Source organism: Knoellia sp. AC549 (assembly GCF_979258975.1).
Window position 1 is genome coordinate 3,806,180 of the sequence record NZ_OZ409890.1, and the last position, 24,325, is coordinate 3,830,504.

Here is a 24,325-nt window from a genome sequence, read left to right on the forward strand (position 1 = left end):
ATGGCCAACCCCCGACACCAGTGAAGGCGACCGCACATGAGCAGCACGACGGACAACGCAGCCGACGACTCGTCGAAGGACCTCATGCCCCTCGTGGAGCAGATGAGCGCCCTGAACCCGAACTCGCTCATGCACCGCATGGGGATCGAGGTCACTGAGGCGACGGCCGAGCGGATCGTCGCGACGATGCCGGTCGAGGGCAACACCCAGCCCTACGGGCTGCTCCACGGCGGAGCGTCGGTCGTGCTCGCCGAGACCCTGGGGTCCATCGGAGCCGCCATCCATGCCGGCAGGGACCGCATCGTCGTCGGCACCGACATCAACGCGACGCACCACCGGGCCGCACGAAGCGGTGTCGTCACCGGGGTCGCGACGCCGCTGACCGTGGGCAACACGCTCAGCTCGTGGGAGATCGTCGTCTCGGACGAGGACGGCAGGCGGGTCTGCACCTCGCGGCTCACCTGCCTCATCCGGCAGGCACCGCCGGGCGCGTGAGCCTCAGCTGGCGGCGCGGGCCGCGATCGAGCGCCGCGACCGGCGGCGCCGGATGAGCTGGTCCACCGTGCCGTTGACGACGCTGCCCTGAGGGGCGAGCCGACGTCGCAGCTGGGTGGTGCCGACGACCCGGCGCACGAGGACCGACGAGAAGCCGAGCCGGGCGAAGAAGCGGTGGGCCTCCCGGCTCTGGCTCGGCACGTTGCACACGACGACCTCCGAGCCGGTCCGCTCGGCCAGCGACGTGACCGCGGACAGCAGCGCCCTGGCGACGCCGTGCCGGCGCGACGCCGGGTCGACGAAGAGGAGCTCGATGGCGATCTCGGGCTCCGGCTGGAGACCGAACGGGTTCTCGGTGGTGACGACGTAGCCGACCGGCCGACCATCGATGCGCGCCACGTGGGCGTAGACGTCGGGGCGACCGAGCGCGAGCTCGAGGCGCCCGTCGTTGGCGAACCGGGTGGCCACCTCGAGCGGCACGCCGGCATCGATCTTGGATGCCAGCCAGAGTCCGACGAAGTCCTGCAGCTCGTCCCGTGGGACGGCCGCGACCTCGACCATGCTGCGCGCCACCGGCGCCTCCTCGACCTCACAGCCCCCTGCGCGGTTGACGTCTCGACCCTACGGGTACGAAGGGCTCACGCGGTAGCCCTTGGGCAACTTGCCCGGCAGTGAGCCGTAGAGTCGCCGCCGTGGATCCCTCGTTCCCCGGTCTCGGGACCGTCATCAACGTCGCCACCGTCGTCGTCGGTGCACTGCTCGGCATGGCTGTGGGACACCGCTTCCCGGATCGCACCCGCTCCGTGGTCACCGACTGCCTCGGGCTCACGACGCTGCTCATGGCCGGTCTCTCAGCCGTCAGCGTGACGGACCGCGTCCTGTCCGACGCCACCGGGAGCGGAGCGCCGGTCCTCATCGTCCTGGGCTCGCTCCTCATCGGGTCGATCGTCGGTTCGCTGCTGCGCATCGGCGACCGGCTCGAGTCGCTCGCGGGCCTCATCGAGGCCTGGTTCGCGCGCCGCTCCCCCGCGCTCGCCGACACGGACGACCCCGCCCCCGCGGACTCCGCCGGCGGCACGGTGCGGGTGACCACGGCCCGCGAGAAGTTCATCGAGGGCTGGCTCGGCGCCTCACTGCTCTTCTGCGTCGGTCCGCTGACGATCCTCGGCTCGCTCTCCGACGGCCTGGGGCGCGGCATCGACCAGCTGCTCCTCAAGTCGGTGCTCGACGGCTTCGCGGCGCTGGCGTTCGCCTCGACCTTCGGCGTGGGTGTGCTCCTGTCGGCCGTGTCGGTCGCGGTCGTCCAGGGGGCCCTGACGGTCGTGGGCGTCCTCCTCGGGTCGGTGCTCCCCGAGCCACACATCCTCGCGCTCACGGCCACGGGTGGGCTGATGCTCGCCGGCATCGGTCTGCGTCTGCTGCGCATCAAGGACGTGCCCGTGGCCGACATGCTGCCGGCACTGCTCGTCGCTCCGCTGCTCACGCAGCTCGTCATCGTCCTGAGGTGAACCGACACGGTATGCCGGCCGGCCGGCATACCGGATCACTCGGCCGCATTATCGGGTGACCCGATAAAGGACCGCTCAGCCCGGGTTGGCAACTGGGGTGGAGCGGCACAAAGTCGGGTGGAGCCGACTCGGGCAGGTCGGGTCAGGCCTTCTCCATGCCCGCGACGACGGCGTCCGAGACCTCTTTCATGCCCATCCGACGGTCCATCGCGGTCTTCTGGATCCAGCGGAACGCCTCGGACTCGCTGATCTTGAGCTTGGTCATGAGCACGCCCTTGGCGCGGTCGACGGACTTGCGGGTCTCGAGCCGCTCGCCGAGGTCGGCCACCTCGGACTCGAGCGTCTTCAGCTCACCCCATCGGGACAGCGCGATGTCGATGGCCGGGACGACGTCGGTCGCCGTGAACGGCTTGACGATGTAGGCCATGACCCCGGCGTCGCGCGCGCGCTCGACGAGCTCGGTCTGGCTGAAGGCGGTGAGCATCACCACCGGGCAGATGCGCTCCTTGCCGATCTGCTCGGCTGCCGAGATGCCGTCGAGGACAGGCATCTTGACGTCCATGACCACGAGATCGGGGCGGAGCTCGGTGGCCATCTGGACGGCCTGCTCGCCGTTGCTGGCCTGACCCACGACGTCGTAGCCGGCCTCTCCGAGCATCTCGGCGAGGTCGAGCCGGATGATGGCCTCATCCTCGGCGACGAGGATCCGCTTGGCGGTCGGCGTGCTGTCGGGGGTCCCGGACGTCTCGGGGGTCGAGTTGCTCACGACGCCCAGCCTAGGGGACGTCATCGACCAGTCGCGCAAGGCTGGTGCCGAGGGCGGGACTTGAACCCGCACGCCCTTGCGGGCAAAGCATTTTGAGTGCTCCGTGTCTGCCATTCCACCACCCCGGCGGGCGTGCGGAGACATTCTAACGGTGGCGTCGGGGCTGCACGTGCAGCCCCGACGTCAGGTCACGCCGAGGTGCCCGCGAGGTCGCCGTATGCCGGCGCGATCCTGTTCTTGGCGTCCCCGATGCGGTGGATCCGCAGGGCGTTGGTCGAGCCGGGGATGCCGGGAGGCGACCCGGCGACGATGACGACCATGTCGCCCTCCTCCGCCTTGCCGCACGCAAGCAGCTCCTCGTCGACCTGCATGGCGAACTGGTCCGTGTGCCGGGCCGGAGCGGTGATGAAGGTCTCGACACCCCACGTGAGGGACAGCTGGGAGCGCGTCCACTGGTGCGGGGTGAACGCGAGCATGGGGATCCGCGGCCGGACGCGCGCGAGCCGACGTGACGAGTCACCGCTCACGGTGAAGGTGATGAGGTACTTGCAACCGAGGAGCTCGCCGATCTCGGCGGCGGCAGCCGTCACCGCGCCGCCCTTGGTGCGCGGCTTGGTGTCGAGCGGCTTGATCCGGCCGAGGCCGTGCTCCTCGGTGTTCTCGATGATGCGAGCCATGGTGCGGACCGCCTCGAGCGGGTGCGCCCCGACGCTCGTCTCACCGGACAGCATGAGTGCGTCGGCGCCGTCGAGGACCGCGTTGGCCGCGTCCGACGCCTCGGCGCGGGTGGGTCGGCTGTTGGTGATCATCGACTCGAGGACCTGGGTCGCGACGATGACCGGCTTGGCGTTGCGACGACCGAGCTCGCAGGCCCGCTTCTGCACCAGCGGCACGGTCTCAAGGGGCATCTCGACGCCGAGGTCTCCGCGAGCCACCATGAGCCCGTCGAAGGCGCGGATGATCTCGTCGAGGTTGTCGACGGCCTGGGGCTTCTCGATCTTGGCGATGACGGGGATGCGCCAGCCCTTCTCGTCCATGATCCGGTGGACCGGCTCGATGTCCGCGGCGCTGCGCACGAAGGACAGCGCGATCATGTCGACCCTGGTGTCCAGGGCCCAGCGCAGGTCCTCCTCGTCCTTGTCGGAGAGGGCAGGGACGCTCATGGCCGCGCCCGGGACGTTGATGCCCTTGTTGTTGCTGAGCACGCCGCCCTCGACGACCTCGCAGAGGATGTCGGTCTCGGTGGACTCGAGCACGGTGAGGGCGAGCTTGCCGTCGTCGATGAGGATGGAGTCACCGGCCGAGACGTCGCCCGGCAGGCCCGCATAGGTCGTGCCGACCTCGTCCTTGGTGCCCTCGACGTCACGGTTGGTGATCGTGAACCGGGCGCCGTTCTCGAGCATCACCGAGCCGTCCCTGAACCGGCCGGTGCGGATCTTGGGGCCCTGGAGGTCGGCGAGGATGCCGACGGCGTGGCCGAGCTCGTCGCTCGCCCGACGCACATCCATGTAGACCTTGGCGTGGTCCTCGAGGTCCCCGTGGGAGAGGTTGAACCGAGCCACATCCATCCCCGATCGGACGAGCTCGCGGAGCTGTTCGGGGGTGGAGGTGGCAGGACCCAGGGTGCAGACGATCTTGGCGCGGCGCATGGACGTCAGCCTATCTGCGAGAACGGTTGCGCCGTGACGGGGCTCACACTGTGAGAGGGCGGTCGGTGGGGTTCACCGGACGCGGCAACCGCGAGGGTTTGCCCGACAGCCAGGCGTCGACGTGATGGGCCGCCGCACGGCCCTCGGCGATGGCCCAGACGATGAGCGACTGACCGCGACCGGCGTCGCCGGCGACGAAGACTCCGGGGACCGACGACATGTAGTCGGCGCCGCGACGCACGTTGGACCGCTCGTCGAGATCGACCCCGAGCTGCGCCACGAGCGTCTCGGTCTGCGGCCCAAGGAATCCCATGGCCAGCAGCACGAGCTGCGTCGGCAGGACCTTCTCGGTGCCCTCGACGGGCTCGAAGCCACTCTCACCGCGACGGACCTCGTGGACCCGCAGACCGCTGACCCGACCCTGGTCGTCGGAGACGACCTCCTGGGTGCTCACGGCATACAGGCGCTCGCCGCCCTCCTCGTGGGCGGAGGCCACCCGGAAGGTCATCGGGTAGGTCGGCCAAGGCTGTCCGGCCGCACGGGCCTCCCCCGGCTGGGGCATGATCTCGAGGCTCGTGACGGACCGCGCGCCCTGGCGGTGCGAGGTGCCGATGCAGTCGGCACCGGTGTCACCTCCGCCGATGACGATGACGTCCTTGCCCTCCGCCGTGACCTGGCCCTCGACGCTCTCGCCGAGCGCGGCCCGGTTGGCCGGAGGGAGGAAGTCCATGGCCTGCATCACGCCCGTGGCCTCTCGGCGTCCGGGAACGTCGAGGTCGCGGGGAACCGTGGCACCCATGGCGATGACGACGGCGTCGTAGCGGGCGCGCAGCTGCTCCCACGTGACGTCGCCACCGACGTCGACCGAGCTGCGGAAGCGCGTGCCCTCGGCCTGCATCTGCTGGAGCCGGCGGTCGAGGACCGACTTCTCCATCTTGAACTCCGGTATGCCGTAGCGGAGCAGACCGCCGGGGCGGTCCGCCCGCTCGTAGACCGCGACCGTGTGACCGGCGCGGGTGAGCTGCTGGGCGGCGGCGAGGCCGGCCGGTCCGGATCCGACCACGGCGACCGTCTTGCCGGAGAGTCGCTCCGGCGGGCGGGGCGAGACTCCACCGTCGGCGAAGGCCTTCTCGATCGTCGTGACCTCGACCTGCTTGATCGTCACCGCGGGCTGGTTGATGCCGAGCACGCAGGCCGTCTCGCAGGGCGCCGGGCAGAGCCGCCCGGTGAACTCGGGGAAGTTGTTGGTGGCGTGGAGTCGCTCGATGGCCGAGCGCCAGTCACCCTTCCAGGCGAGGTCGTTCCACTCAGGGATGAGGTTGCCGAGCGGACATCCGCTGTGGCAGAACGGGATTCCGCAGTCCATGCAGCGGCCGGCCTGCGTCTGGAGCTGTCCGAGCTCCTGCTCCTCGTAGACCTCGCGCCAGTCCCGGATGCGCACGGGCACCGGGCGACGGGCCGGGAGCTCGCGCTCGCGGTTCTTGAGAAAGCCTTGGGGGTCAGCCACGGGAAGCCTCCATGATCCGGTCCCAGACCTCGGCGCCTTCGAGGTCGAGGCCCTCGGCCTCGGCAGCGGCGCGCACGTCGAGGACACGCTGATAGTCGCGGGGAAGGACGAGCGAGAAGCGCGATCGCGCCGTGGCCCAGTCCTCGAGCAGGTGGGTGGCGACGGCCGACCCGGTGTGGCTCTGGTGACGTTCGAGCAGGTCGCGCACCACATGGAGGTCGCTGTCCCGCAAGGGAGAGACGTCGACGAGGTCGCCGTTGACCCGCGACGCGTCGAGGTCCAGGACGTACGCCACACCACCCGACATGCCGGCCGCGACGTTGCGTCCGGTCGGTCCGAGGATGAGCACGGTGCCACCGGTCATGTACTCGAGGCCGTGGTCGCCCACGCCCTCGACCACGGCCGTGATGCCCGAGTTGCGCACGCAGAAGCGCTCTCCGACACGGCCCCTCAGGAAGATCTCACCGGAGGTCGCGCCATAGCCGATGACGTTGCCGGCGATGACGTTGTCCTCGGCCGTGAGCGGTGAGCCCGGGTCGGGGGCGACGATGATCCGGCCACCGGAAAGGCCCTTGCCGACGTAGTCGTTGGCATCGCCGACGAGCCGCAGGGTGATCCCCCTGGGGACGAAGGCGCCGAAGCTCTGGCCCGCCGACCCGGTGAGGGTGAGGTCGATCGTCCCGTCGGGCAGGCCGCCCGAGTGGGTCCGCGTCACCTCGTGACCCAGCATCGTGCCGACCGTCCGGTTGACGTTGCGGACCGACATCGCGCCGGTCACCGGGGTCCCGTCGTCGATGGCCTCGCGAGCGATGGCGATGAGCTGGTGGTCGAGCGCCTTCTCGAGGCCGTGGTCCTGGCCGGTCGTGTGGCGCTTCCCGGAGCCGTCCGGGCTCTCGACCTCGGCGAGGATCGGCGAGAGGTCGAGTCCGGCTGCCTTCCAGTGGGCGACGGCCTTGGTCGTGTCGAGGGCGGTGATCTGACCGATCGCCTCCTCGATGCTGCGGAAGCCGAGCGAGGCGAGGTGCTCGCGGACCTCCTCGGCGATGTACTCGAAGAAGGTCTCGACGAACTCCGGCTTGCCGGTGAAGCGCGAGCGCAGCTCGGGGTTCTGGGTGGCGATGCCCACCGGACAGGTGTCGAGGTGGCAGACACGCATAAGGATGCAACCGCTCACGACGAGCGGGGCGGTCGCGAAACCGAACTCCTCGGCTCCGAGCAGCGCCGCGATGACGACGTCGCGCCCGGTCTTGATCTGGCCGTCGACCTGGACGACGATCCGGTCCCGCAGGCCGTTGAGGACGAGGGTCTGCTGGGTCTCGGCCAGCCCGAGCTTCCCAGGGTCCACCGGCGTGCTTGAGCGAGGTGAGCGGTGACGCCCCCGTGCCTCCGTCGTGCCCGGAGATGAGCACCACGTCGGCGTGAGCCTTGGAGACCCCGGCCGCAACCGTGCCGACGCCGATCTCGGAGACGAGCTTGACGTGGATCCGGGCCTGTGGGTTGGCGTTCTTGAGGTCGTGGATGAGCTGGGCGAGGTCCTCGATCGAGTAGATGTCGTGGTGCGGCGGCGGGCTGATGAGGCCGACGCCGGGAGTGCTGTGACGCGTGCGCGCCACCCACGGGTAGACCTTGGGGCCGGGCAGCTGGCCGCCCTCGCCCGGCTTGGCGCCCTGCGCCATCTTGATCTGGATGTCGTCGGCGTTGGTGAGGTAGGCCGAGGTCACCCCGAACCGACCGGAGGCGACCTGCTTGATCGCGGAGCGGCGCCCGGGGTCGAGCAGCCGCTCGAGGTCCTCGCCGCCCTCACCCGTGTTGGACCGGCCGCCGAGCCGGTTCATCGCGACGGCGAGCGTCTCGTGGGCCTCCTGGCTGATCGAGCCGTAGCTCATCGCACCGGTGTTGAAGCGCTTGACGATGTCGCCGACCGACTCCACCTCGTCGATCGGGATGGGCTCACGCTCGGTCCGTCCACCCAGCTCGAAGAGTCCGCGCAGCGTCATGAGGCGCTCCGCCTGGTCGTCGATGCGCTCGGTGTACTGCTTGAAGATGTCGTAGCGGCGCTCACGCGTGGCGTGCTGGAGGCGGAAGACGGTGTCGGGGTCGAAGAGGTGCGGCTCGCCCTCTCGACGCCACTGGTACTCGCCGCCCACACGCAGCTTGCGGTGCGACAGGATCACGCCGTCGGTCGGGTATGCCGAGTCGTGACGTGCCGCCGTCTCCGCAGCGATGACGTCGAGACCGATCCCACCGAGCTGCGAGACCGTGCCGGTGAAGTACTCGTCGACGAGCTCCTGCGACAGACCCAGCGCCTCGAAGACCTGCGCGCCACGGTAGGAGGCCACCGTGGAGATGCCCATCTTGGACATCACCTTGAGGATGCCCTTGCCGAGCGCCTTGATGAGGTTCTTGACGGCCTGCTCGGCGGTGACCCCCGTGACGGCACCGGTGCGCACCATGTCCTCGACGGTCTCCATGGCGAGGTAGGGGTTGATGGCGGCCGCGCCGAACCCGACGAGCAGGGCGACGTGGTGCACCTCGCGCACGTCACCTGCCTCGACGAGGAGCCCGACCATGTTGCGGGTCTTCTCGCGGATGAGGTGGTGGTGCACCGCGGAGGTGAGCAGGAGCGACGGGATCGGGGCGTGGTCGCGGTCCGAGTCACGGTCGGAGAGCACGACGAAGCGGGCCCCGCGGGCGATCGCCTCGCTCACCTCGGTGCAGATCTCGTCGAGGCGGCTGCGCAGGGCCGCCTCGCCCTCGGCGACCCGGTAGGTGCCGCGGGCGACATGCGTCGCGTAGCCGGGCAGGTCACCGTCGGCGTTGATGTGGACGATCTTGGCGAGCTCGTCGTTGTCGATGACCGGGAAGGGCAGCACCACCTGGCGGGCGTGCACCGGACTGGCCCCGAGCATGTTGCCCTCGGGCCCGATGACCGTGCCGAGCGAGGTGACGAGCTCCTCGCGGATCGCGTCGAGCGGCGGGTTCGTCACCTGCGCGAAGAGCTGCGTGAAGTAGTCGAAGAGCAGGCGAGGCTTGTCCGACAGGACCGCGACCGGGGTGTCGGTGCCCATCGACCCCAGGGCCTCACCGCCGGAGCGCGCCATCGGTGCGAGCAGGATCTTGAGCTCCTCCTCGGTGTAGCCGAAGGTGCGCTGGCGCCGCGCGACCGAGGCTGCCGTGTGGATGATGTGCTCGCGCGGGGGGAGCTGGTCGAGCGACAGCAGGCCCGCGTGCAGCCACTCCTCGTAGGGGTTCTCGGCGGCGAGCTCGGACTTGACCTCGTCGTCGCTGACGATGCGGCCGGCCGCGGTGTCGATGAGGAACATGCGACCCGGCTGGAGGCGGCCACGCTTGACGACCTTCTCGGCCGGCAGGTCAAGGACTCCGGCCTCGGAGGCGAGGACGACCAGGCCGTCCTCGGTGACCCAGTAGCGGCCGGGACGCAGCCCGTTGCGGTCGAGCACGGCGCCGATGAGGGTGCCGTCGGTGAAGGCGACGCAGGCGGGTCCGTCCCACGGCTCCATGAACGTCGAGTGGAACTCGTAGAAGGCGCGCCGGGCCGGGTCCATCTCGGCGTGGTTCTCCCACGCCTCCGGGATCATCATGAGGACGGCGTGCGGCAGGGACCGGCCACCGAGGTGGATGAGCTCGAGGACCTCGTCGAAGCTCGCCGAGTCCGAGGCGTCCGGCGTGCAGATCGGGAAGAGCCGGTCGAGGTCGCCGTGGATCGTGTCGGACACGAGCTGGCTCTCTCGCGCGCGCATCCAGTTGCGGTTGCCCTTGACGGTGTTGATCTCGCCGTTGTGGGCCATGAGCCGGTAGGGGTGGGCCAGGGGCCAGCTCGGGAAGGTGTTGGTCGAGAAGCGCGAGTGCACGAGAGCCAGCTCGCTGGCGAAGCGCTCGTCCGAGAGGTCCGGGAAGAACGGCTCCAGCTGTCCCGTCGTGAGCATGCCCTTGTAGACGATGGTGCGCGCGGAGAGGGACGGGAAGTAGACCTCGACCTCGCGCTCGGCGCGCTTGCGCAGGCAGAAGGCGAGTCGGTCCAGCTCGATCCCGGTGACACCGCGGTCGGGAGCGGCGACGAAGAGCTGCCGGAAGACCGGCATACAGGCACGTGCCTGCTCGCCGACCAGCTCGGGAGCCACGGGCACGTCGCGCCAGGCGAGGACCTCCAGGCCCTCCTCGGTGGCGATCTGGGCGATCCGCTGCTCGGCGTCCGCGCGCGTCGACTCGTCCTGGGGCAGGTAGGCCATGCCAGCGGCATACGCACCCGCGGCGGGGAGCTCGACCTCCAGCACGGCACGGTAGAACGCGTCGGGCACCTGCGTGAGCAGGCCGGCACCGTCACCGACGAGCGGGTCGGCGCCCGTGGCACCCCGGTGGTCGAGGTTGCGCAGCGCGGTGAGCGCGTGCTCCACGATGTCGTGGCCGGCGGTGCCACGCATGGTGGCCACCATGGCGACACCACAGGCATCGTGCTCGTGGGCGCGCCGGTACAGACCGGTGTCGGCCGGGTGGGCGGAGAAGCGCGTCGGAGACACGTCGGGTCACCGTCCTCAGGGAGTCGGGGCCGGGAACGCGAGAACGCGGGGACCGGGCACAGGAGGTCATCGGACGCGGACAGCGGTGGCCACGTTTTGACGGATGCTATCCCACGCGCGTCTTGCAATGCGAGCGCAGGTATCTCACATCGTGGACGGCTCCGGGGTGGCCTCCGAGGGCTTTCGAGCTCGCCGACCCGTGTGGACGACGATCGCGACTCCGATGAGGAAGACGATGATGCTCGTCCAGACGTTGAGGCGCTGACCGAAGATGAGCTCGGCCTCGTCGGTGCGCATCTTCTCGATGATGATGCGACCGATCGGGTAGCCGGCGATGTAGAGGCCGAAGAGCTGCCCCGGCGCCAGGGACCGGCGCCGCTCGATGAGCAGGAGTGCCACCGCGAGGGCCATCACGAAGATCGCCTCGTAGAGGAAGGTCGGGTGGTAGATGCCCTGGACGACGGCCTCCCCGTTGGCGTCGGTGACCGCCCGGCCGGCGGCGTTGTCCCACTTGTGGATCTCGAGGCCCCAGGGCAGATCGGTCGGCCCGCCGTAGAGCTCGTTGTTGAACCAGTTGCCCCACCGGCCGATGCCTTGGGCAATGGCGATGCCCGGTGCCGCCGCATCCGCGAAGTCGAGGTACCTCACGCCGACGCGACGACAGCCGACCCACGCGCCGAGTGCGCCGAGTGCCACCGCCCCCCAGATGCCGAGCCCGCCCTCCCAGATCTTGAGCGCGTCGACGGGGTTGCCGCCCTCGCCCCAGTAGGGGTCGGGCGTCGTGATGACGTGATAGATCCGACCGCCGATGATGCCGGACACGACGGCGTATGCCGCGACGTCCAAAACCTGCCCCGGCTCACCTCCGCGGGTGCGCATCCGCCGCTCCGTGAGCCAGACGGCCACGACGATGCCGAGCAGGATGCACAGCGCGTAGCCACGGATCGGGAGCGGACCGAGGTGCAGGACACCCGCGGTCGGGCTGGGGATGGTCGCGGGGAGCATCACGTGGTCGCTGCCTCGATGGCGGCGGTGAGCCCCTGGGCGTCACCGATCTGGTCGAGGTCGAGCCGCTGACCGGCCAGGACGATGGTCGGCGTCCCCGTGATGTCGGCCCGGGCCGAGGCGTCCTCGGTCGACTCGATGTAGGCGTTGTACTTCTGCTGCTCGACACAGGACTGCCAGGTGTCGAGCGCCGCGCCGGTGATGCCGGCCTTCTCGGCGAAGCCCCTCGTCTGGGCCGCGGTCCAGCCCTGCCCCTCCTGGGCGGGCAGGTGGGCGAACACGTCGTCGTGGAAGGACTGGAAGGCACCCGCGCCCGCCTCCGCGGCACACATGGCGGCGTTGCCCATGGTCAACGAGTGGGTCGTCCCGGTGTTGGCGTCGATGATCGTCTTGAAGTGATACACGAGCCTGATCTTGCCCTGCTCAGCCAGCTCCGCGACGGTGGCACCCATGACTCGCTCGAACTGGGCGCACGCCGGGCACTGGAAGTCCTCGTAGATCTCGAGCGTGGGAGCGCCGGGGACGAGGGCGACGTCCTTGTTGGCCACGTAGCCCGCCCCCATGACTTCGGCACCTGCGGGCACCGAGGTGCTCGTGCCCACCCGCTCCTGCTTGCCCTGCGCCGCGAGGACCACTCCCCCGACGACGGCGATGATCGCCACGACGGCGACGACCGCGCCCACGATGATCCGGTCCGGGCCGCGGCGGGCGTTCTTGCGGGTCGCGTCGATCCCGGCCTGGCGGGCGCCGGCCGACCCCGTCGTCTTCTTCGCCATGAGCTGGGCTCCTTGTGTTTGCGGGTCGGGGGTGGTGGGGACGCGGCGCTCAGCCGGCAGGGCCGAAGAGCGCGCGTTCGAGGGACAAGCGGGACGTGGGGCGCCAGGAGAGCCACAGGCCGCATGCGAGCAGCCCGAGGTCCTCGAGGATCCGTGGCAGGTAGGACGTCTCGCCGGCGCTCACGGCGCCGCCACCGCCGAAGCAGCCGCAGTCGATGGTGAGGCCCCGGGCCCACGCCTGTGCGATGCCGACGATGAAGGCGACGAGCAGGAGCGAGGTGATCACCGCTGACACCCGGGTGAACAGACCGAGGATGAGCAGGAGCCCGAGGATCACCTCGACGATCGGCAGGGCGTAGCCGACGTAGGCCGCGACGTCGTGCGGGAGGACCTGGTAGGCCTGTGTGGCCTTGGCCAGCGCTTCGGGGGTGGGAACCTTGAGGGCACCGGCGACGAGGAACACTCCGCCGAGGACGAGACGGGCGACCAGCCCGAGACCATCCGCGACACGCGTGCTCACCTCGCTCCTTCCCTCACACCCCTCGCCAGATCAGTCGTCAACTCGCGCAACGCGTCGAGACGTGCTCCGAGTTCCCCGTCCCCGCTCAGGGCCCGGACGAAGGCGGTGCCGACGATGACGCCGTCGGCGTACTGGGCGATCTCGGCAGCCTGGTCGCCGTTCGAGACGCCCAGCCCGACGCAGACCGGCAGGTCGGTGACGGTCCTGGTCCGGTCCACGAGGTCTCGCGCGGCCGAGTCCACGGTGGTCCGCAGGCCCGTGACACCCATGGTCGAGGCGGCATAGACGAACCCACGACAGGCGTCGGTCACCCTGGACAACCGCTCGGGTGTCGAGCTCGGGGCGACGAGGAAGACCCGGTCGAGGCCCTCCCGCTCACTGGCCGCGATCCACTCCTGCGCCTCGTCGGGGATGAGGTCGGGGGTGATGATGCCGGCACCGCCGGCGGCAGCCAGCTCCGCGGCATACCGGTCGACCCCACGGCGCAGGATGAGGTTCCACGAGGCCATGACGAGCGGCGGCGCCCCGGCGTCGCGGACGGCCTGGGTGGCCCGATAGCCGTCGACGACTCGAGACCCTCCGGCGAGCGCCGCCTCGACGGCACGCTGGATGACCGGGCCGTCCATGAGCGGGTCGGAGTACGGGAGGCCGACCTCGACGATGTCGACGCCGCACTCGACCATGGCGACCATGGCGCGGATCGAGCCCTCCACATCGGGGAAGCCGACCGGCAGGTAGCCGATGAGGGCAGCACGACCCTCGTCCTTGCAGCGGGCGAGGACGTCACCGGCGCCGAGGTCGAGGCTCACAGCTGGGTCCGTCCGTCACCGGTGGCGCCCGGGTCGTCGGACTCCCCCGAGGGGACCATCTCGTCGCCGTCGACGACGTCGCCGACGAGGTTGAACCACTCGGCGGCGGTGTGCATGTCCTTGTCGCCGCGCCCCGAGAGGTTGACGAGGATCGTGCCGTCGGGGCCGAGCTCACGGCCGAGGACCAGGGCGCCGGCCAGCGCGTGGGCCGACTCGATCGCCGGGATGATGCCCTCGGTGCGGCAGAGCAGCGCGAAAGCCTCCATCGCCTGGTCGTCGGTGGCGTAGACGTACTCCGCCCGGCCGGTGTCCCGCAGGTGGGCGTGCTCAGGCCCGACGCTGGGGTAGTCCAGCCCGGCGGAGACGGAGTGGGACTCGGTGGTCTGGCCGTCCTCGTCCTGCATGAGGTAGCTCATCGCGCCGTGCAGCACCCCGGGAACGGCCGTGGCGAAGCGTGCAGCGTGCCGCCCCTCGAGCCCCTCGCCGCCGGCCTCGACCCCCACGAGCCGGACGCCCTCGTCCTCGATGAAGCGGTGGAAGATGCCCATGGCGTTGGACCCGCCACCGACACAGGCGACGACGGCGTCGGGCAGCCGGCCGGTCAGCTCGAGCACCTGCTCGCGGGCCTCGACACCGATGATGCGGTGGAAGTCACGGACCATCTCGGGGAACGGGTGCGGGCCGGTCACCGTGCCGATGAGGTAGTGGGTGCGCTCGACGTTGGTCACCCAGTCGCGCAGCGCCTCGTTGATGGCGTCCTTGAGGGTGGCGCTGCCGTGCTCCACCGCGACGACCTCGGCGCCCAGCATGCGCATGCGCGCGACGTTGAGGGCCTGCCGCTCGGTGTCGACCTTGCCCATGTAGACGCGACACTCGAGCCCCATGAGGGCAGCGGCGGTCGCCGTCGCAACCCCGTGCTGGCCCGCCCCGGTCTCGGCGATGACCCGGGTCTTGCCCATGCGCTTGGTCAGCAGTGCCTGCGCGATGACGTTGTTGATCTTGTGGGAACCGGTGTGGTTGAGGTCCTCGCGCTTGAGGATGATCCTCGCTCCGCCGGCGTGAGCGGCGAAGCGCGGGACCTCGGTGATGATGCTCGGCCGTCCGGTGTAGGTGCGGTGCAGGTGGTCGAGCTCGGCGAGGAACGTCGGGTCCTGCATGGCTGTCAGCCGGGCCTCGTCGAGCTGCTCGAGAGCCGGGACGAGGGCCTCGGGCACGTAGCGTCCGCCGAACTGCCCGAAGCGGCCGGCGCTCACGCGGGACCGACCGTGTGCGGACCACTGGGAGCTGCGAGCGGACCGGGTGACCCCTGCGTGGTGCGGGCGCCGGCGGCGATGATGTCCCGCACGGTCGCCGACGGGTCCGAGCCACGCACGAGTGTCTCGCCCACGAGCACGGCGTCGGCGCCCTGCGCGGCATACATCGCGGCGTCGTCAGCGCCCCGGATGCCCGACTCGGCCACGGTGACGACACCCGGCGGGATGAGCGGCACGAGGCGCGAGAACGTGTCGGGGTGGATCTCGAGGGTCTTGAGGTTGCGGGCGTTGACGCCGATGACCCGCGCACCGGCGTCGACGGCGCGCTGGGTCTCGCCCTCGTCGTGGACCTCGACGAGGGCGGTCATCCCGAGGTCCTGGGCGAGGGTGTGCATGCGGAGGAGCTCGTCGTCGGAGAGCGACGCGACGATCAGCAGGATGATGTCTGCTCCGTGCGCGCGGGCCTCGTAGAGCTGGTAGTCGGTGACCATGAAGTCCTTGCGCAGCACCGGGACCGAGACTGCCGCCCGGACGGCGTCGAGGTCGTCGAGGCTGCCCCCGAAGCGGCGCTGCTCGGTGAGGACGCTGATGGCCGTGGCCCCGGCATCGGCATAGGCGCGAGCCAAGGACGCAGGGTCGGCGATGTCGGCGAGCGCACCCTTGCTGGGGCTGGCCCGCTTGACCTCGGCGATGAGCGAGAGACCGTCGGCCCGCAGCCGCTCCTCGGCATCGATGGCCCCGGGGATCTCGGCGATGCGGCGCTCGAGCACGGACAGGCTCACCCGGTCTGCCCGGACGGCGAGGTCCTCGCGCACGCCGGCAACGATGGCGTCGAGCACGGTCGGCATGGGCACCCGGCTCAGGAGATGTTGGTGTCGCGGCGCGAGATCGCGCCGTTGGCGCCGTATCCGGCGAGGGCCAGCACCTTGCCTGCGACGAGGCCGACCCCGACGAGGACGACACCACCGATGAACAGTGGGAGGTTGGGGAAGATCATCGCGATCGCCATGACGGCGCACGCGACGAGAACGATCCCGACCATGACCCACGCCGCCACGCTGTTGCCGTGGTTGTCGTCGTCGTGCTCAGCCATGAGTGCCTCCCGGAAGGTTGTGCGTTCGGGCGTCATTGTGTCAGGTTCGCGGTGCCCGACCGACATCGGTGGGGTCGTCACCGGCGCTCAGCTGGTCCCAGTCGCTCTCGGGTGGACGACCGGGCGCGTCGTAGCGCGAGGAGAGCCCGGGAGCGGCTCGTCGGACCCGGGCGAGGCCGACCAGGGCGAGTCCCGCGAGCAGGAACCCGGCAAGTGCAACCCATGGCCACGCGCTGACCCGCGAGGCCGTCTCGAGCGACCCGGTGCGGCCGGCAGCTGCTGCAGCGATCGGCCCGAGGACGGCGTCGGGATCAAGGAGCACGCGGCCGACGCTGACGATGCCGGCCAGCACCGCGAGGGCCGTCAGCACGAGGGCGACCACGCGGGCACGGGTGCCCGCGGTCGCGGAGGCGATGGCACCCGCGACGACGACGAGGGCGAGCGCCACGACCCCTCCGGCAGCGTCGGCGCCGGTCGCGGCCACCGACCGGGCGCCGAGGACGACGTCGTCGACCGAGCCGGTGAGCCAGGTGCGCGACGCCGTCACGATGACGAGGAGGGCCCCGAGGACGACGAGCAGGACGAGGACACCGCGGCGTCGGAGCAGGCTCACGGGACCTTCCTCAGGGCCGCGGCCGTGGCCACGGCGCGCAGGACCGCGGCTGCCTTGGCGATGCACTCGTCGTGCTCGTTGCGGGGCACCGAGTCGGCGACGATTCCGGCGCCGGCCTGGACGTGCGCCACCCCGCCGTCGATGAGCGCGGTGCGGATGGCGATCGCCATGTCGAGGTCGCCGTGGAAGTCGAGGTAGCCGACGACCCCGCCGTAGACACCTCGGCGGGACGGCTCGTAGCCCTCGATGAGCGCGAGCGCCCTCGGCTTCGGCGCACCCGACAGGGTGCCCGCCGGGAAGGTCGAGACGAGGACGTCATAGGCCCGGACCCCGGGGCGCAGCTCACCCACGACCGTGGACTCGAGGTGCATGACGTGGCTGTAGCGGCGGACGTCCATGAACTCGACGACGTCGACAGTGCCCGGCTGACAGACACGGCCGAGGTCGTTGCGCCCGAGGTCGACGAGCATGACGTGCTCGGACCGCTCCTTGGGGTCGGCGAGGAGGTCCTCGGCCAGGCGCACGTCGTCCTCGGGCGACTTGCCGCGCGGACGGGAGCCGGCGATGGGGTGGGTGATCGCCTGCGTGCCCGTCACCTTGACGAGCGCCTCCGGCGAGCTGCCCACGACGTCGTATGCCGTGCCGTCCGGTCGCGTGAACCGGAAGAGGTACATGTAGGGGCTGGGGTTGCCCGCCCGCAGGGCCCGGTAGACGTCGAGGGCGTCTGCAGGGCATGGCATCGAGAAGCGCTGCGAGAGCACGACCTGGAAGACCTCACCGGCCCGGATGTCCTCCTTGGCGCTCTCGACCATCTGCTCGTAGTCGTCGCGCGTGAGGTTGGCCGTGACCGTCCCGAGGGCCTCGTCGACGACATCCGCCTCGACGAGCGACACCGTGCTCTCGGCGCTCGCCCCGAGGTCGTGCGTCATCGTGTCGAGGCGTGCGACGGCGTCGGCCCAGGCATCCTCGACGCGCTCGTCGGTGGCGTCGTAGTTGACGGCGTTGGCGATGAGCAGGACCGACCCGTCGGCGTGGTCGAGGACGGCGAGGTCGGTCGCCAGCATCATCGAGATCTCGGGGAGGTGCAGGACGTCCGGCGTCGTCGACGGGACCTTCTCCCAGCGGCGGACGGCGTCGTAGGAGATCATCCCGACCATGCCACCCGTGAGCGGTGGCAGACCCGGAATCGGCTCGCTCGCGAGGGCAGCAACGGTGTCCCGCAACGCTTCGGTGGCCAGACCGGTCGTCGGGACACCGACGGGTGGCTCCCCGACCCAGTGGGCCTCACCGTCCTTCTCGGTGAGCGTGGCTCGGCTCGCGACCCCGATGATCGAGTAGCGCGACCACACCCCACCGTGCTCCGCCGACTCGAGCAGAAAGGTCCCCGGGCGGCTCTGGGCGAGCTTGCGGTAGAGGCCGACGGGGGTCTCGGCGTCGGCCATGAGCCGCCGGACCACGGGGATGACACGGCGTCCCTCGGCGAGCACCGAGAAGACGTCGAGCGAGGGCCAGGTCGCACCGAACCCCAGGTCCGGGAAGGGGCCCGTCCCCTGGCCGCTGCTCATCAACCAACCTCTCCGACGACGACGTCGAGCGCCCCGGCGTCGAAGCAGGTGCGGTCGCCCGTGTGGCAGGCGGCGCCGACCTGCTCGACCCGGACGAGCAGGGCGTCACCGTCGCAGTCGACGGCCGCGGACTTGACGAGCTGGGCGTGGCCCGAGGTGTCGCCCTTGCGCCAGTAGACCTGTCGGCTGCGCGACCAAAAGGTCACGCGCCCCTCCGTCAGGGTGCGACGGACCGCCTCGATGTCCATCCACCCGAGCATGAGGACCTCGCCGGTGTCGTGCTGCTGGATGATCGCGGCGACGAGGCCGGCGTCGTCGAAGCGAAGGCGGCTGGAGACGGCGGGGTCGAGATCGGGCACGTCCGCCATTGTGCCGCGCGGGTCAGGTGGCGCGAGGATGGGTCCATGACGACAGCCTCGACCAGCATCGCCCGCCGGGAGCGTCTCGACCTCTGCGACACCTTCGAGTCCGTCGGCCCGGACGCCCCCACGCTGTGCATGCCGTGGACCACGCGAGACCTCGCGGCGCACCTCGTCATCCGAGAGGGCCGCCCCGACCTCGCGTCCGGGATCTGGCTGCCCTTCCTCAAGGAGCGCACCGAGCGCGAGCAGGCCAGGGTCGCGGCCCAGCCGTGGCCCGACCTCGTCGAGGCCGTGCGCTCCGGCCCGCCCAGCTGGCACCCGACCCGGCTCACCCTCATCGACAACGCGGTCAACCTCGCCGAGATGGTCGTCCACCACGAGGACGTGCTGCGCGGTGACGGCTCCCCCGGCCCGCGCCGCCAGCCCACGGCGCACCTCGAGGCGGCGGCCTGGGCCCTGCTCTCACGCATGGGCCGGCTCCTCTTCCGCAGGGCGCCGGACGGCATCGAGCTCCACGCGCCCGGCCGCGGTGCGCTCACGGTGAGCGGTGGAGACACGACCGTCCACGTCACGGGGGCGCCCGTGGAGCTCCTGCTCACGGCATACGGACGTCGTCAGGCCGCGGAGATCGAGGTGACGGGCGACGAGGCCGCCATCGCCCGGTTCGACACGGCCAGCTTCGGGCTCTGATCAGCGCACGGGGTGGGCGTCGGCGCGCAGGGCGTCCTTGACCTGACCGATGGTGAGGTCGCCGAAGTGGAAGACGCTCGCGGCGAGGACGGCGTCGGCGCCGGCACGGACCGCCGGCGCGAAGTGCTCGAGGGCTCCTGCGCCGCCGCTGGCGATGACGGGGATGCTCACCTCACGACGGACGCGCGCGATGAGGTCGAGGTCGAAGCCGGCCTTGGTCCCGTCGGCGTCCATGGAGTTGAGCAGGATCTCGCCGGCGCCGAGCTCGGCCGCCCGGACGCACCACTCGATGGCGTCGAGCCCGGTGCCGGTACGGCCGCCGTGGGTCGTCACCTCGACGTCGTCGGTGACCGAACCGTCGTCGGCGCGCCGTCGCCGCACGTCGGCCGAGAGCACGAGGACCTGCGAGCCGAAGCGGTCAGCCGTCTCGGCGATGAGCTGGGGGCGGGCGATCGCAGCCGTGTTGACGCCCACCTTGTCGGCGCCGCTGCGCAGCAGCCGGTCGACGTCGTCGACGGTGCGCACTCCCCCGCCGACGGTCAGCGGGATGAAGACCTGCTCGGCGGTGCGCCGCACGACGTCGTAGGTCGTGGCCCGGTCGCCGCTGCTCGCGGTGACGTCGAGGAAGGTCAGCTCGTCGGCGCCCTGCTCGCCGTAGGACCGGGCAGCTTCCACCGGGTCGCCGGCGTCGCGCAGGTTCTCGAAGTTCACGCCCTTGACGACGCGACCGGCGTCGACGTCGAGGCACGGGATGACACGGATCGCGACGCTCACCTGCGCAGGTTATCCGGCAGGGGATGATGCGAGGTATGCCGTCCGCCTCCGACCTGCCCGCCCGCGTCGCCGCGCGTTCGCGCACCGAGGCGCGCACGCGCACGGACCGCCTGTCTGGCCGGTTGGTCTTCATCCTCCAGTGCGGGATGGGGGCGGCTCTCGCGTGGTGGCTCGCCAAGGACGTCTTCGACCACCCCCTGCCGTTCTTCGCTCCTGTGACGGCGATCATCTCGCTCGGGCTCTCCTACGGGCAGCGGGTCCGCAGGGCCGTGGAGGTCATGGTCGGGGTCGCGATCGGGGTCCTCATCGGCGACGTCTTCGCCCACCTCTTCGGCAGCGGGATCCTGCAGCTGCTCGTGGTCATCATGCTCGCGATGACGATCGCGTCGCTGTTCGGCGCGGGCCTGCTCATCACCATCCAGGCAGGCGTGCAGGCCGCCATCATCACGACGCTCGTGGCCGCGCCCGGCCAGGCGTTCACGCGCTGGCTCGACGCCGTCATCGGCGGAGGAGTCGCCCTCGTCATCAGCGCGCTCGCTCCCGCGACAGGGCTGCACCGGCCACGCCAGCAGGCGGCCCGCGTCGTCGAGGAGATCTCGGCGATCCTCACCGAGACCGCGCGGGTCCTCCGCACCGGTGACACGGCCCTGGCCGCGCGCACGCTGGAGCGGGCGCGCGCGTCCGAGTCGATGCTCGACGAGCTCCAGTCCCTGGCCTCCGAGGGCGTGGCCGTCGTGCGCCTCTCACCTTTTCGCCGACGCCACCTCCCGGGCGCCCAGGCGATCTCGGACCTCCTCGAACCGCTGGACCGCAGCATCCGCAACCTGCGGGTCCTCGTCCGTCGGGCAGCGGTCGGCACCCGGCGTCACGAAGTCGTGCCCCCGGCATACGTCGCCCTCCTCGACGACCTCGCCCGCTCGTGCGACGACATCGCCCGCCAGCTCCACGAGCGGCACGAGCCGATCCCGGCGCGGGCCGGGCTGCGGCGGCTCGGTGAGCGCAGCGCCGCCATCGACCCGACGTCCGGGCTGTCCGGTGAGGTCATCCGTGCGCAGGTCCGGTCGATGGTCGTGGACCTCCTCGTCCTCACCGGAGTGCCCTCCGACGAAGCCGTCGGCGACGTGCCCGTGTCGGATCGACTGTCCGAAGGCGACGACGAGGACGAGTCGACCCCGACCTAGGCTTGCCGGTGTGGCGATGGATGCGGTGACCGACGTGGACGACCTCACGACCGAGGTGCAGCGACTTGTCGCCGAGCGGGGCCCGCGCTGTGGTGCCGTGACGATCGTGGCCCTCGACGGACCGAGCGGATCGGGCAAGACGACCCTCGCAACCGACCTCGGGCGCGACCTCGACGCGCTCGTCCTCCACGTCGACGACATGCACCAGGGGTGGACGGGGCTGCTCGCGACGGTGGACCTCGCGCGCACGTCCCTCGTGGGGGCCTGGGCGCGCGACGAGCCTGCCAGCCACCCCGCCTGGGACTGGGACGAGGACGTGCGCGAGGCCGATCGCGCAGTCCCGCGCGCCGAGGTCGTCGTCCTCGAAGGTGTGGGGGCGTTCGCCATCGCCGAGGGCCACGCATCGGCGACCGTGTGGGTCGAGGCTCCGACGGAGCAGCGCCACGACCGGGCCATCGCCCGCGACGGCGAGGTGTTCGCGTCGCACTGGGACCAGTGGGCCGACCAGGAACGCCAGCTGTATGCCGGCTCGCCCGGTCGCGACGACGCCGACCTCCGCATCGACACGGGGGCCGTGGGAGTCGAGCCGTCGCCGATCGAACCTCCCGCAGGTCCGTCGCTGGCCCTGGTCGTCGTCGGGGTCGTGGCGGTCGCCCTCAGCACGCGCACGCTCATGACGTCGGTGCCGCCCCTGCTCCCACAGATCCGGGAGGACCTCGGACTGAGCTCGGTGTGGCTGGGGGTGCTCACCACCCTTCCCGTGCTCTGCATGGGACTGCTCGCACCCGCCGCGGCGCGTCTGGGGCTGCGCCTCGGCGTTGCCCGGTGCATCTCGCTCGCCATGGTCGCCGTGGCCGTCGGCAACCTCGTGCGCGGGTTCGGGCACGAGGTCGTCGTGCTCTATCTCGGCACCCTGTGTGCTGGTGCCGGCATCGCGCTCGCCGGGACGCTGCTGCCGGGCCTGGTCAAGGACTTCTTCCCTGCCGGTCGTGCCGGGCTGGCGACCGGCGTCCAGATGATCGCGATGATGGGTGGCGCCGGTCTGGCCGCCGCCGTCTCGGTCCCGTTGGCGGGGTGGCTGGACGACTGGGACCTCGCGCTCGGCTTCTGGGGTCTCGTCGGGCTGCTCAGTCTCGCGTTCTGGATTCCGGTCGACCGCGCTGTGCACCGTGGCGGCGACCACGACCAGCATCCTGCGGACGCCGCCCACCGACTGCCGTGGCGCAGCACGACGGCCTGGCTCGTCGCGGGATTCCTCGCGATCCAGTCCTGGCAGTTCTACTCGACGCTCGCATGGCTCTCCCCCACCTATGTCGGGCACGGCTGGGACGCCCAGCACGCGGGTCTGCTGCTGTCGGTCTTCACCGGCGCCCAGCTCGTCTCCGGTCTCGTCGGCCCGGCCATCACCGACCGCGTGGGCGACTGGCGGATCCCGCTCATCGGCGCCGGCCTGTGTGGGCTGGCCGGTCAGGCTGGCGTGTGGGCCGCCCCCGAGGCAGCGCCGTGGGTGTGGGCCCTGTTGCTCGGCGCCGCGCAGGGAGCGTCCTTCGCGATCGGCATCGTCCTGCTCGTCCGGTATGCCGTGTCGCCGGCCGCCGCCGCCCGCTTCACCGCGATGGCCTTCCTCGTCTCCTACACCGTGGCGTCGATGGGCCCGACGACCATGGGTGCGGTGCGCGACCTCACTGGCGGCTACTCCGCGATCTGGCTCGTGCTGGCGGCGCTCATGTTCGTGCAGCTCGCCGCCACCCTGACCCTCAGACCCAGTCGCGCCCCCGTCCACTGACCCCTGAGCCTCAACATGGTGAGTCGAGATCGGGTGACGCGCCCGGGATACCGCAGCAGCGCCTGCGTGTCACCCGATCTCGATGGATCTTGATCTTGATCTTGATCTTGATCTTGGTCTTGATCGCGTCAGGGGCGGGTGCGGGAGCGCGCGACGAGGTCGGCGAGGCGTTGGGCCTCGGCGCGGGCCGACTTCCCGTCGGCGCGCTGGATCGCCATGACCGCGACGGTCTCGGTGTCCTTCAGGTGCAGCGTCGTCCACGGGTCGCCCTCGTCGAAGGTGACGTCGGCGATCTCGTCCCAGGCGATGTGTCGCCGGCCGAGGAGGTTCTGCACGGTGACGCCCGCCGGGTCAGGAACGGCCCGGATCGCTGCCCACCGCCACAGGACGAGCGCCAGGCACACGCCGATCACGGCCATCATCACGCGGTCCGCGACGACCCAGCCACCCTCGTCCACCCCGGCGACGAGGACGGCGAGCGCCACGAACAGGACGAGTGAGAGCACGGCCATCACGATCGCCATCCGCCGTCCCCGCCGCGAGATGAACGGCGGCGACGGGACGGAGCGCGGATCGGTCACAAGCGGCACGCCGCGATGTCGGTGACGAGGATGGCGCGCGCACCCAGCTCCCAGAGCTCGTCCATGACCCGGTTCGTCACCGACCTCGGGACCATGGCGCGCACGGCCTTCCAGTCCGGGTTCTGCAGGCTGGAGACGGTGGGCGACTCCAGGCCCGGCGTGATGCCGCACGCCTCGTCGACGAGTGACGCCGGGACGTCGTAGTCGAGCATGACGTAGTGCCGCGCGGTGACCACGCCGAGCATCCGGCGGCGGAGCACCTCGATGCCCGAGTCCTCGTGGCTGCCGTCCCGACGGATGAGGACGGCCTCGCTGCGCAGGATCGGGTCACCAAAGACCTCGAGGCCCTGGCTGCGCAGCGTCGCCCCGGTCTCGACGACGTCGGCGATGACGTCGGCCACGCCGAGCGTGATCGCCGTCTCGACGGCGCCGTCGAGGCGCACCACCTCGGCCTGGACGCCGTGCTCGGCAAGGTGCTTCTCGACCAGACCCTGGTAGCTCGTGGCCACCCGGCGACCCGCGATGTCCGCGACGGCCGACACGGTTCCCGGCCGGCCGGCATACCGGAACGTCGAGCTTCCCGAAGCCGAGCGCCATCGCCTCTGTCGCCGCACTGCCCGAGTCGAGCAGCAGGTCACGGCCGGTGATGCCACAGTCGACGGTGCCCGAGCCGACATAGACGGCGATGTCACGGGGACGGAGGTAGAACAGCTCGACACCGTTGGCCTCGTCGTTGACGACGAGCTCCTTGGAGTCACGGCGCGTGCGGTAGCCCGCCTCGCGCAGCATCTCGGCGGCGGGCTCGGCGAGGGAACCCTTGTTGGGGACGGCAATGCGCAGCATGGGGTCTCTGT

21 protein-coding genes, 1 tRNA gene and 2 pseudogenes are annotated in these 24,325 nt (G+C 70.9%); 5 read left to right on the forward strand and 19 right to left on the reverse strand.

Annotation, left to right across the window (positions count from 1 at the left end):
• Window positions 1-36: 36 nt before the first annotated feature.
• A complete protein-coding gene (locus ACZZ98_RS18530; protein ID WP_463517612.1) occupies window positions 37-495 on the forward strand; it encodes a hotdog fold thioesterase in 459 nt (152 codons plus the stop codon).
• A gap of 3 nt (window positions 496-498) precedes the next feature.
• On the opposite strand, the gene ACZZ98_RS18535 is transcribed toward ACZZ98_RS18530, so the two are convergent.
• Window positions 499-1,068, reverse strand: a complete 570-nt coding sequence (locus ACZZ98_RS18535; protein ID WP_380089647.1) for a GNAT family N-acetyltransferase — start codon at window positions 1,066-1,068, stop codon at window positions 499-501.
• A 119-nt stretch (window positions 1,069-1,187) separates the two neighbouring features.
• On the opposite strand from ACZZ98_RS18535, the gene ACZZ98_RS18540 reads away from it, so the two are divergent.
• Window positions 1,188-2,003, forward strand: coding sequence for a DUF554 domain-containing protein (locus ACZZ98_RS18540; RefSeq protein WP_463517613.1), 816 nt, complete (start codon window positions 1,188-1,190; stop codon window positions 2,001-2,003).
• A 142-nt stretch (window positions 2,004-2,145) separates the two neighbouring features.
• Here the strand turns inward: ACZZ98_RS18540 and ACZZ98_RS18545 are convergent, their stop codons facing one another.
• The 15 genes and pseudogenes from ACZZ98_RS18545 to hisI all read right to left on the reverse strand — a co-directional run bounded on the left by ACZZ98_RS18545 (window position 2,146) and on the right by hisI (window position 18,465).
• The gene (locus ACZZ98_RS18545) at window positions 2,146-2,769 is read right to left on the reverse strand and encodes an ANTAR domain-containing response regulator (RefSeq protein WP_463517614.1); all 624 of its coding nucleotides are present in this window, start codon (window positions 2,767-2,769) and stop codon (window positions 2,146-2,148) included.
• A 42-nt stretch (window positions 2,770-2,811) separates the two neighbouring features.
• Window positions 2,812-2,897, reverse strand: a tRNA-Leu gene (locus ACZZ98_RS18550).
• Window positions 2,898-2,957: 60 nt separating this feature from the next.
• Window positions 2,958-4,418: a pyruvate kinase gene (pyk, locus tag ACZZ98_RS18555; protein ID WP_463517615.1), complete on the reverse strand. Its 1,461-nt coding sequence runs from the start codon at window positions 4,416-4,418 to the stop codon at window positions 2,958-2,960.
• Between the two features lie 43 nt (window positions 4,419-4,461).
• On the reverse strand, window positions 4,462-5,925 hold the full coding sequence (locus ACZZ98_RS18560; protein ID WP_463517616.1) for a glutamate synthase subunit beta: 1,464 nt from the start codon (window positions 5,923-5,925) through the stop codon (window positions 4,462-4,464).
• Window positions 5,918-10,463: pseudogene (gene gltB, locus ACZZ98_RS18565) on the reverse strand (glutamate synthase large subunit). Before gltB ends, ACZZ98_RS18560 begins: the two are co-directional and overlap by 8 nt.
• Before the next feature lie 144 nt (window positions 10,464-10,607).
• A complete protein-coding gene (gene lgt, locus ACZZ98_RS18570) occupies window positions 10,608-11,468 on the reverse strand; it encodes a prolipoprotein diacylglyceryl transferase (RefSeq protein WP_463517617.1) in 861 nt (286 codons plus the stop codon).
• Complete coding sequence (locus tag ACZZ98_RS18575) at window positions 11,468-12,244, reverse strand: DsbA family protein (protein ID WP_463517618.1); 777 nt, start codon at window positions 12,242-12,244, stop codon at window positions 11,468-11,470. Before ACZZ98_RS18575 ends, lgt begins: the two co-directional genes overlap by 1 nt.
• Before the next feature lie 49 nt (window positions 12,245-12,293).
• Entirely contained in the window at window positions 12,294-12,764 is a 471-nt protein-coding gene (locus tag ACZZ98_RS18580; RefSeq protein ID WP_463517619.1) for a MauE/DoxX family redox-associated membrane protein, read from the reverse strand.
• On the reverse strand, window positions 12,761-13,573 hold the full coding sequence (gene trpA / locus ACZZ98_RS18585; RefSeq protein ID WP_463517620.1) for a tryptophan synthase subunit alpha: 813 nt from the start codon (window positions 13,571-13,573) through the stop codon (window positions 12,761-12,763). Before trpA ends, ACZZ98_RS18580 begins: the two co-directional genes overlap by 4 nt.
• Window positions 13,570-14,826 (reverse strand): tryptophan synthase subunit beta, encoded by a 1,257-nt coding sequence (trpB, locus tag ACZZ98_RS18590; protein ID WP_463517621.1) that lies wholly within the window; start codon window positions 14,824-14,826, stop codon window positions 13,570-13,572. Before trpB ends, trpA begins: the two co-directional genes overlap by 4 nt.
• On the reverse strand, window positions 14,823-15,674 hold the full coding sequence (trpC, locus tag ACZZ98_RS18595) for an indole-3-glycerol phosphate synthase TrpC (protein ID WP_463517622.1): 852 nt from the start codon (window positions 15,672-15,674) through the stop codon (window positions 14,823-14,825). The genes trpB and trpC overlap by 4 nt, the downstream gene beginning before the upstream one ends.
• An 11-nt stretch (window positions 15,675-15,685) precedes the next feature.
• Window positions 15,686-15,919 carry an HGxxPAAW family protein gene (locus ACZZ98_RS18600; protein ID WP_463517623.1) on the reverse strand — a complete coding sequence of 78 codons (234 nt, stop codon included), beginning with the start codon at window positions 15,917-15,919 and terminating at the stop codon, window positions 15,686-15,688.
• A 40-nt stretch (window positions 15,920-15,959) separates the two neighbouring features.
• Window positions 15,960-16,532 (reverse strand): Trp biosynthesis-associated membrane protein, encoded by a 573-nt coding sequence (locus tag ACZZ98_RS18605; protein ID WP_463517624.1) that lies wholly within the window; start codon window positions 16,530-16,532, stop codon window positions 15,960-15,962.
• Entirely contained in the window at window positions 16,529-18,097 is a 1,569-nt protein-coding gene (locus tag ACZZ98_RS18610; RefSeq protein WP_463517625.1) for an anthranilate synthase component I, read from the reverse strand. The genes ACZZ98_RS18605 and ACZZ98_RS18610 overlap by 4 nt, the downstream gene beginning before the upstream one ends.
• Window positions 18,097-18,465, reverse strand: a complete 369-nt coding sequence (gene hisI / locus ACZZ98_RS18615; RefSeq protein WP_463517626.1) for a phosphoribosyl-AMP cyclohydrolase — start codon at window positions 18,463-18,465, stop codon at window positions 18,097-18,099. The genes ACZZ98_RS18610 and hisI overlap by 1 nt, the downstream gene beginning before the upstream one ends.
• Before the next feature lie 36 nt (window positions 18,466-18,501).
• On the opposite strand from hisI, the gene ACZZ98_RS18620 reads away from it, so the two are divergent.
• Window positions 18,502-19,149 carry a TIGR03085 family metal-binding protein gene (locus tag ACZZ98_RS18620; protein WP_463517627.1) on the forward strand — a complete coding sequence of 216 codons (648 nt, stop codon included), beginning with the start codon at window positions 18,502-18,504 and terminating at the stop codon, window positions 19,147-19,149.
• Here ACZZ98_RS18620 and hisF read toward each other — a convergent pair whose 3' ends face one another.
• On the reverse strand, window positions 19,150-19,923 hold the full coding sequence (hisF, locus tag ACZZ98_RS18625) for an imidazole glycerol phosphate synthase subunit HisF (RefSeq protein ID WP_463517628.1): 774 nt from the start codon (window positions 19,921-19,923) through the stop codon (window positions 19,150-19,152). It lies immediately after the preceding gene.
• A gap of 35 nt (window positions 19,924-19,958) precedes the next feature.
• On the opposite strand from hisF, the gene ACZZ98_RS18630 reads away from it, so the two are divergent.
• Both ACZZ98_RS18630 and ACZZ98_RS18635 read left to right on the forward strand, forming a co-directional pair.
• Window positions 19,959-21,104, forward strand: coding sequence for an FUSC family protein (locus tag ACZZ98_RS18630; protein WP_463517629.1), 1,146 nt, complete (start codon window positions 19,959-19,961; stop codon window positions 21,102-21,104).
• Window positions 21,105-21,120: 16 nt separating this feature from the next.
• Window positions 21,121-22,890, forward strand: a complete 1,770-nt coding sequence (locus tag ACZZ98_RS18635; protein ID WP_463517815.1) for an MFS transporter — start codon at window positions 21,121-21,123, stop codon at window positions 22,888-22,890.
• Between the two features lie 128 nt (window positions 22,891-23,018).
• Here the strand turns inward: ACZZ98_RS18635 and ACZZ98_RS18640 are convergent, their stop codons facing one another.
• Both ACZZ98_RS18640 and hisG read right to left on the reverse strand, forming a co-directional pair.
• Window positions 23,019-23,414, reverse strand: coding sequence for a PH domain-containing protein (locus tag ACZZ98_RS18640; RefSeq protein WP_463517630.1), 396 nt, complete (start codon window positions 23,412-23,414; stop codon window positions 23,019-23,021).
• 53 nt (window positions 23,415-23,467) lie between these two features.
• Window positions 23,468-24,314: pseudogene (gene hisG, locus ACZZ98_RS18645) on the reverse strand (ATP phosphoribosyltransferase).
• Window positions 24,315-24,325 lie beyond the last annotated feature (11 nt).

Excerpts from the sequence above, each read along its gene's own strand:
- ACZZ98_RS18575 (WP_463517618.1), bottom strand. The coding sequence starts at position 12,244 with ATGGCGAAGAAGACGACGGGGTCGGCCGGCGCCCGCCAGGCCGGGATC.
- ACZZ98_RS18600 (WP_463517623.1), bottom strand. The coding sequence starts at position 15,919 with ATGGCTGAGCACGACGACGACAACCACGGCAACAGCGTGGCGGCGTGG.
- trpC (WP_463517622.1), bottom strand. The coding sequence starts at position 15,674 with ATGCCGACCGTGCTCGACGCCATCGTTGCCGGCGTGCGCGAGGACCTC.
- ACZZ98_RS18635 (WP_463517815.1), top strand. The coding sequence starts at position 21,121 with ATGGATGCGGTGACCGACGTGGACGACCTCACGACCGAGGTGCAGCGA.
- ACZZ98_RS18610 (WP_463517625.1), bottom strand. The coding sequence starts at position 18,097 with ATGAGCAGCGGCCAGGGGACGGGCCCCTTCCCGGACCTGGGGTTCGGT.
- hisI (WP_463517626.1), bottom strand. The coding sequence starts at position 18,465 with ATGGCGGACGTGCCCGATCTCGACCCCGCCGTCTCCAGCCGCCTTCGC.
- ACZZ98_RS18630 (WP_463517629.1), top strand. The coding sequence starts at position 19,959 with ATGCCGTCCGCCTCCGACCTGCCCGCCCGCGTCGCCGCGCGTTCGCGC.
- lgt (WP_463517617.1), bottom strand. The coding sequence starts at position 11,468 with ATGCTCCCCGCGACCATCCCCAGCCCGACCGCGGGTGTCCTGCACCTC.
- pyk (WP_463517615.1), bottom strand. The coding sequence starts at position 4,418 with ATGCGCCGCGCCAAGATCGTCTGCACCCTGGGTCCTGCCACCTCCACC.
- ACZZ98_RS18640 (WP_463517630.1), bottom strand. The coding sequence starts at position 23,414 with ATGGCGATCGTGATGGCCGTGCTCTCACTCGTCCTGTTCGTGGCGCTC.
- ACZZ98_RS18530 (WP_463517612.1), top strand. The coding sequence starts at position 37 with ATGAGCAGCACGACGGACAACGCAGCCGACGACTCGTCGAAGGACCTC.
- ACZZ98_RS18620 (WP_463517627.1), top strand. The coding sequence starts at position 18,502 with ATGACGACAGCCTCGACCAGCATCGCCCGCCGGGAGCGTCTCGACCTC.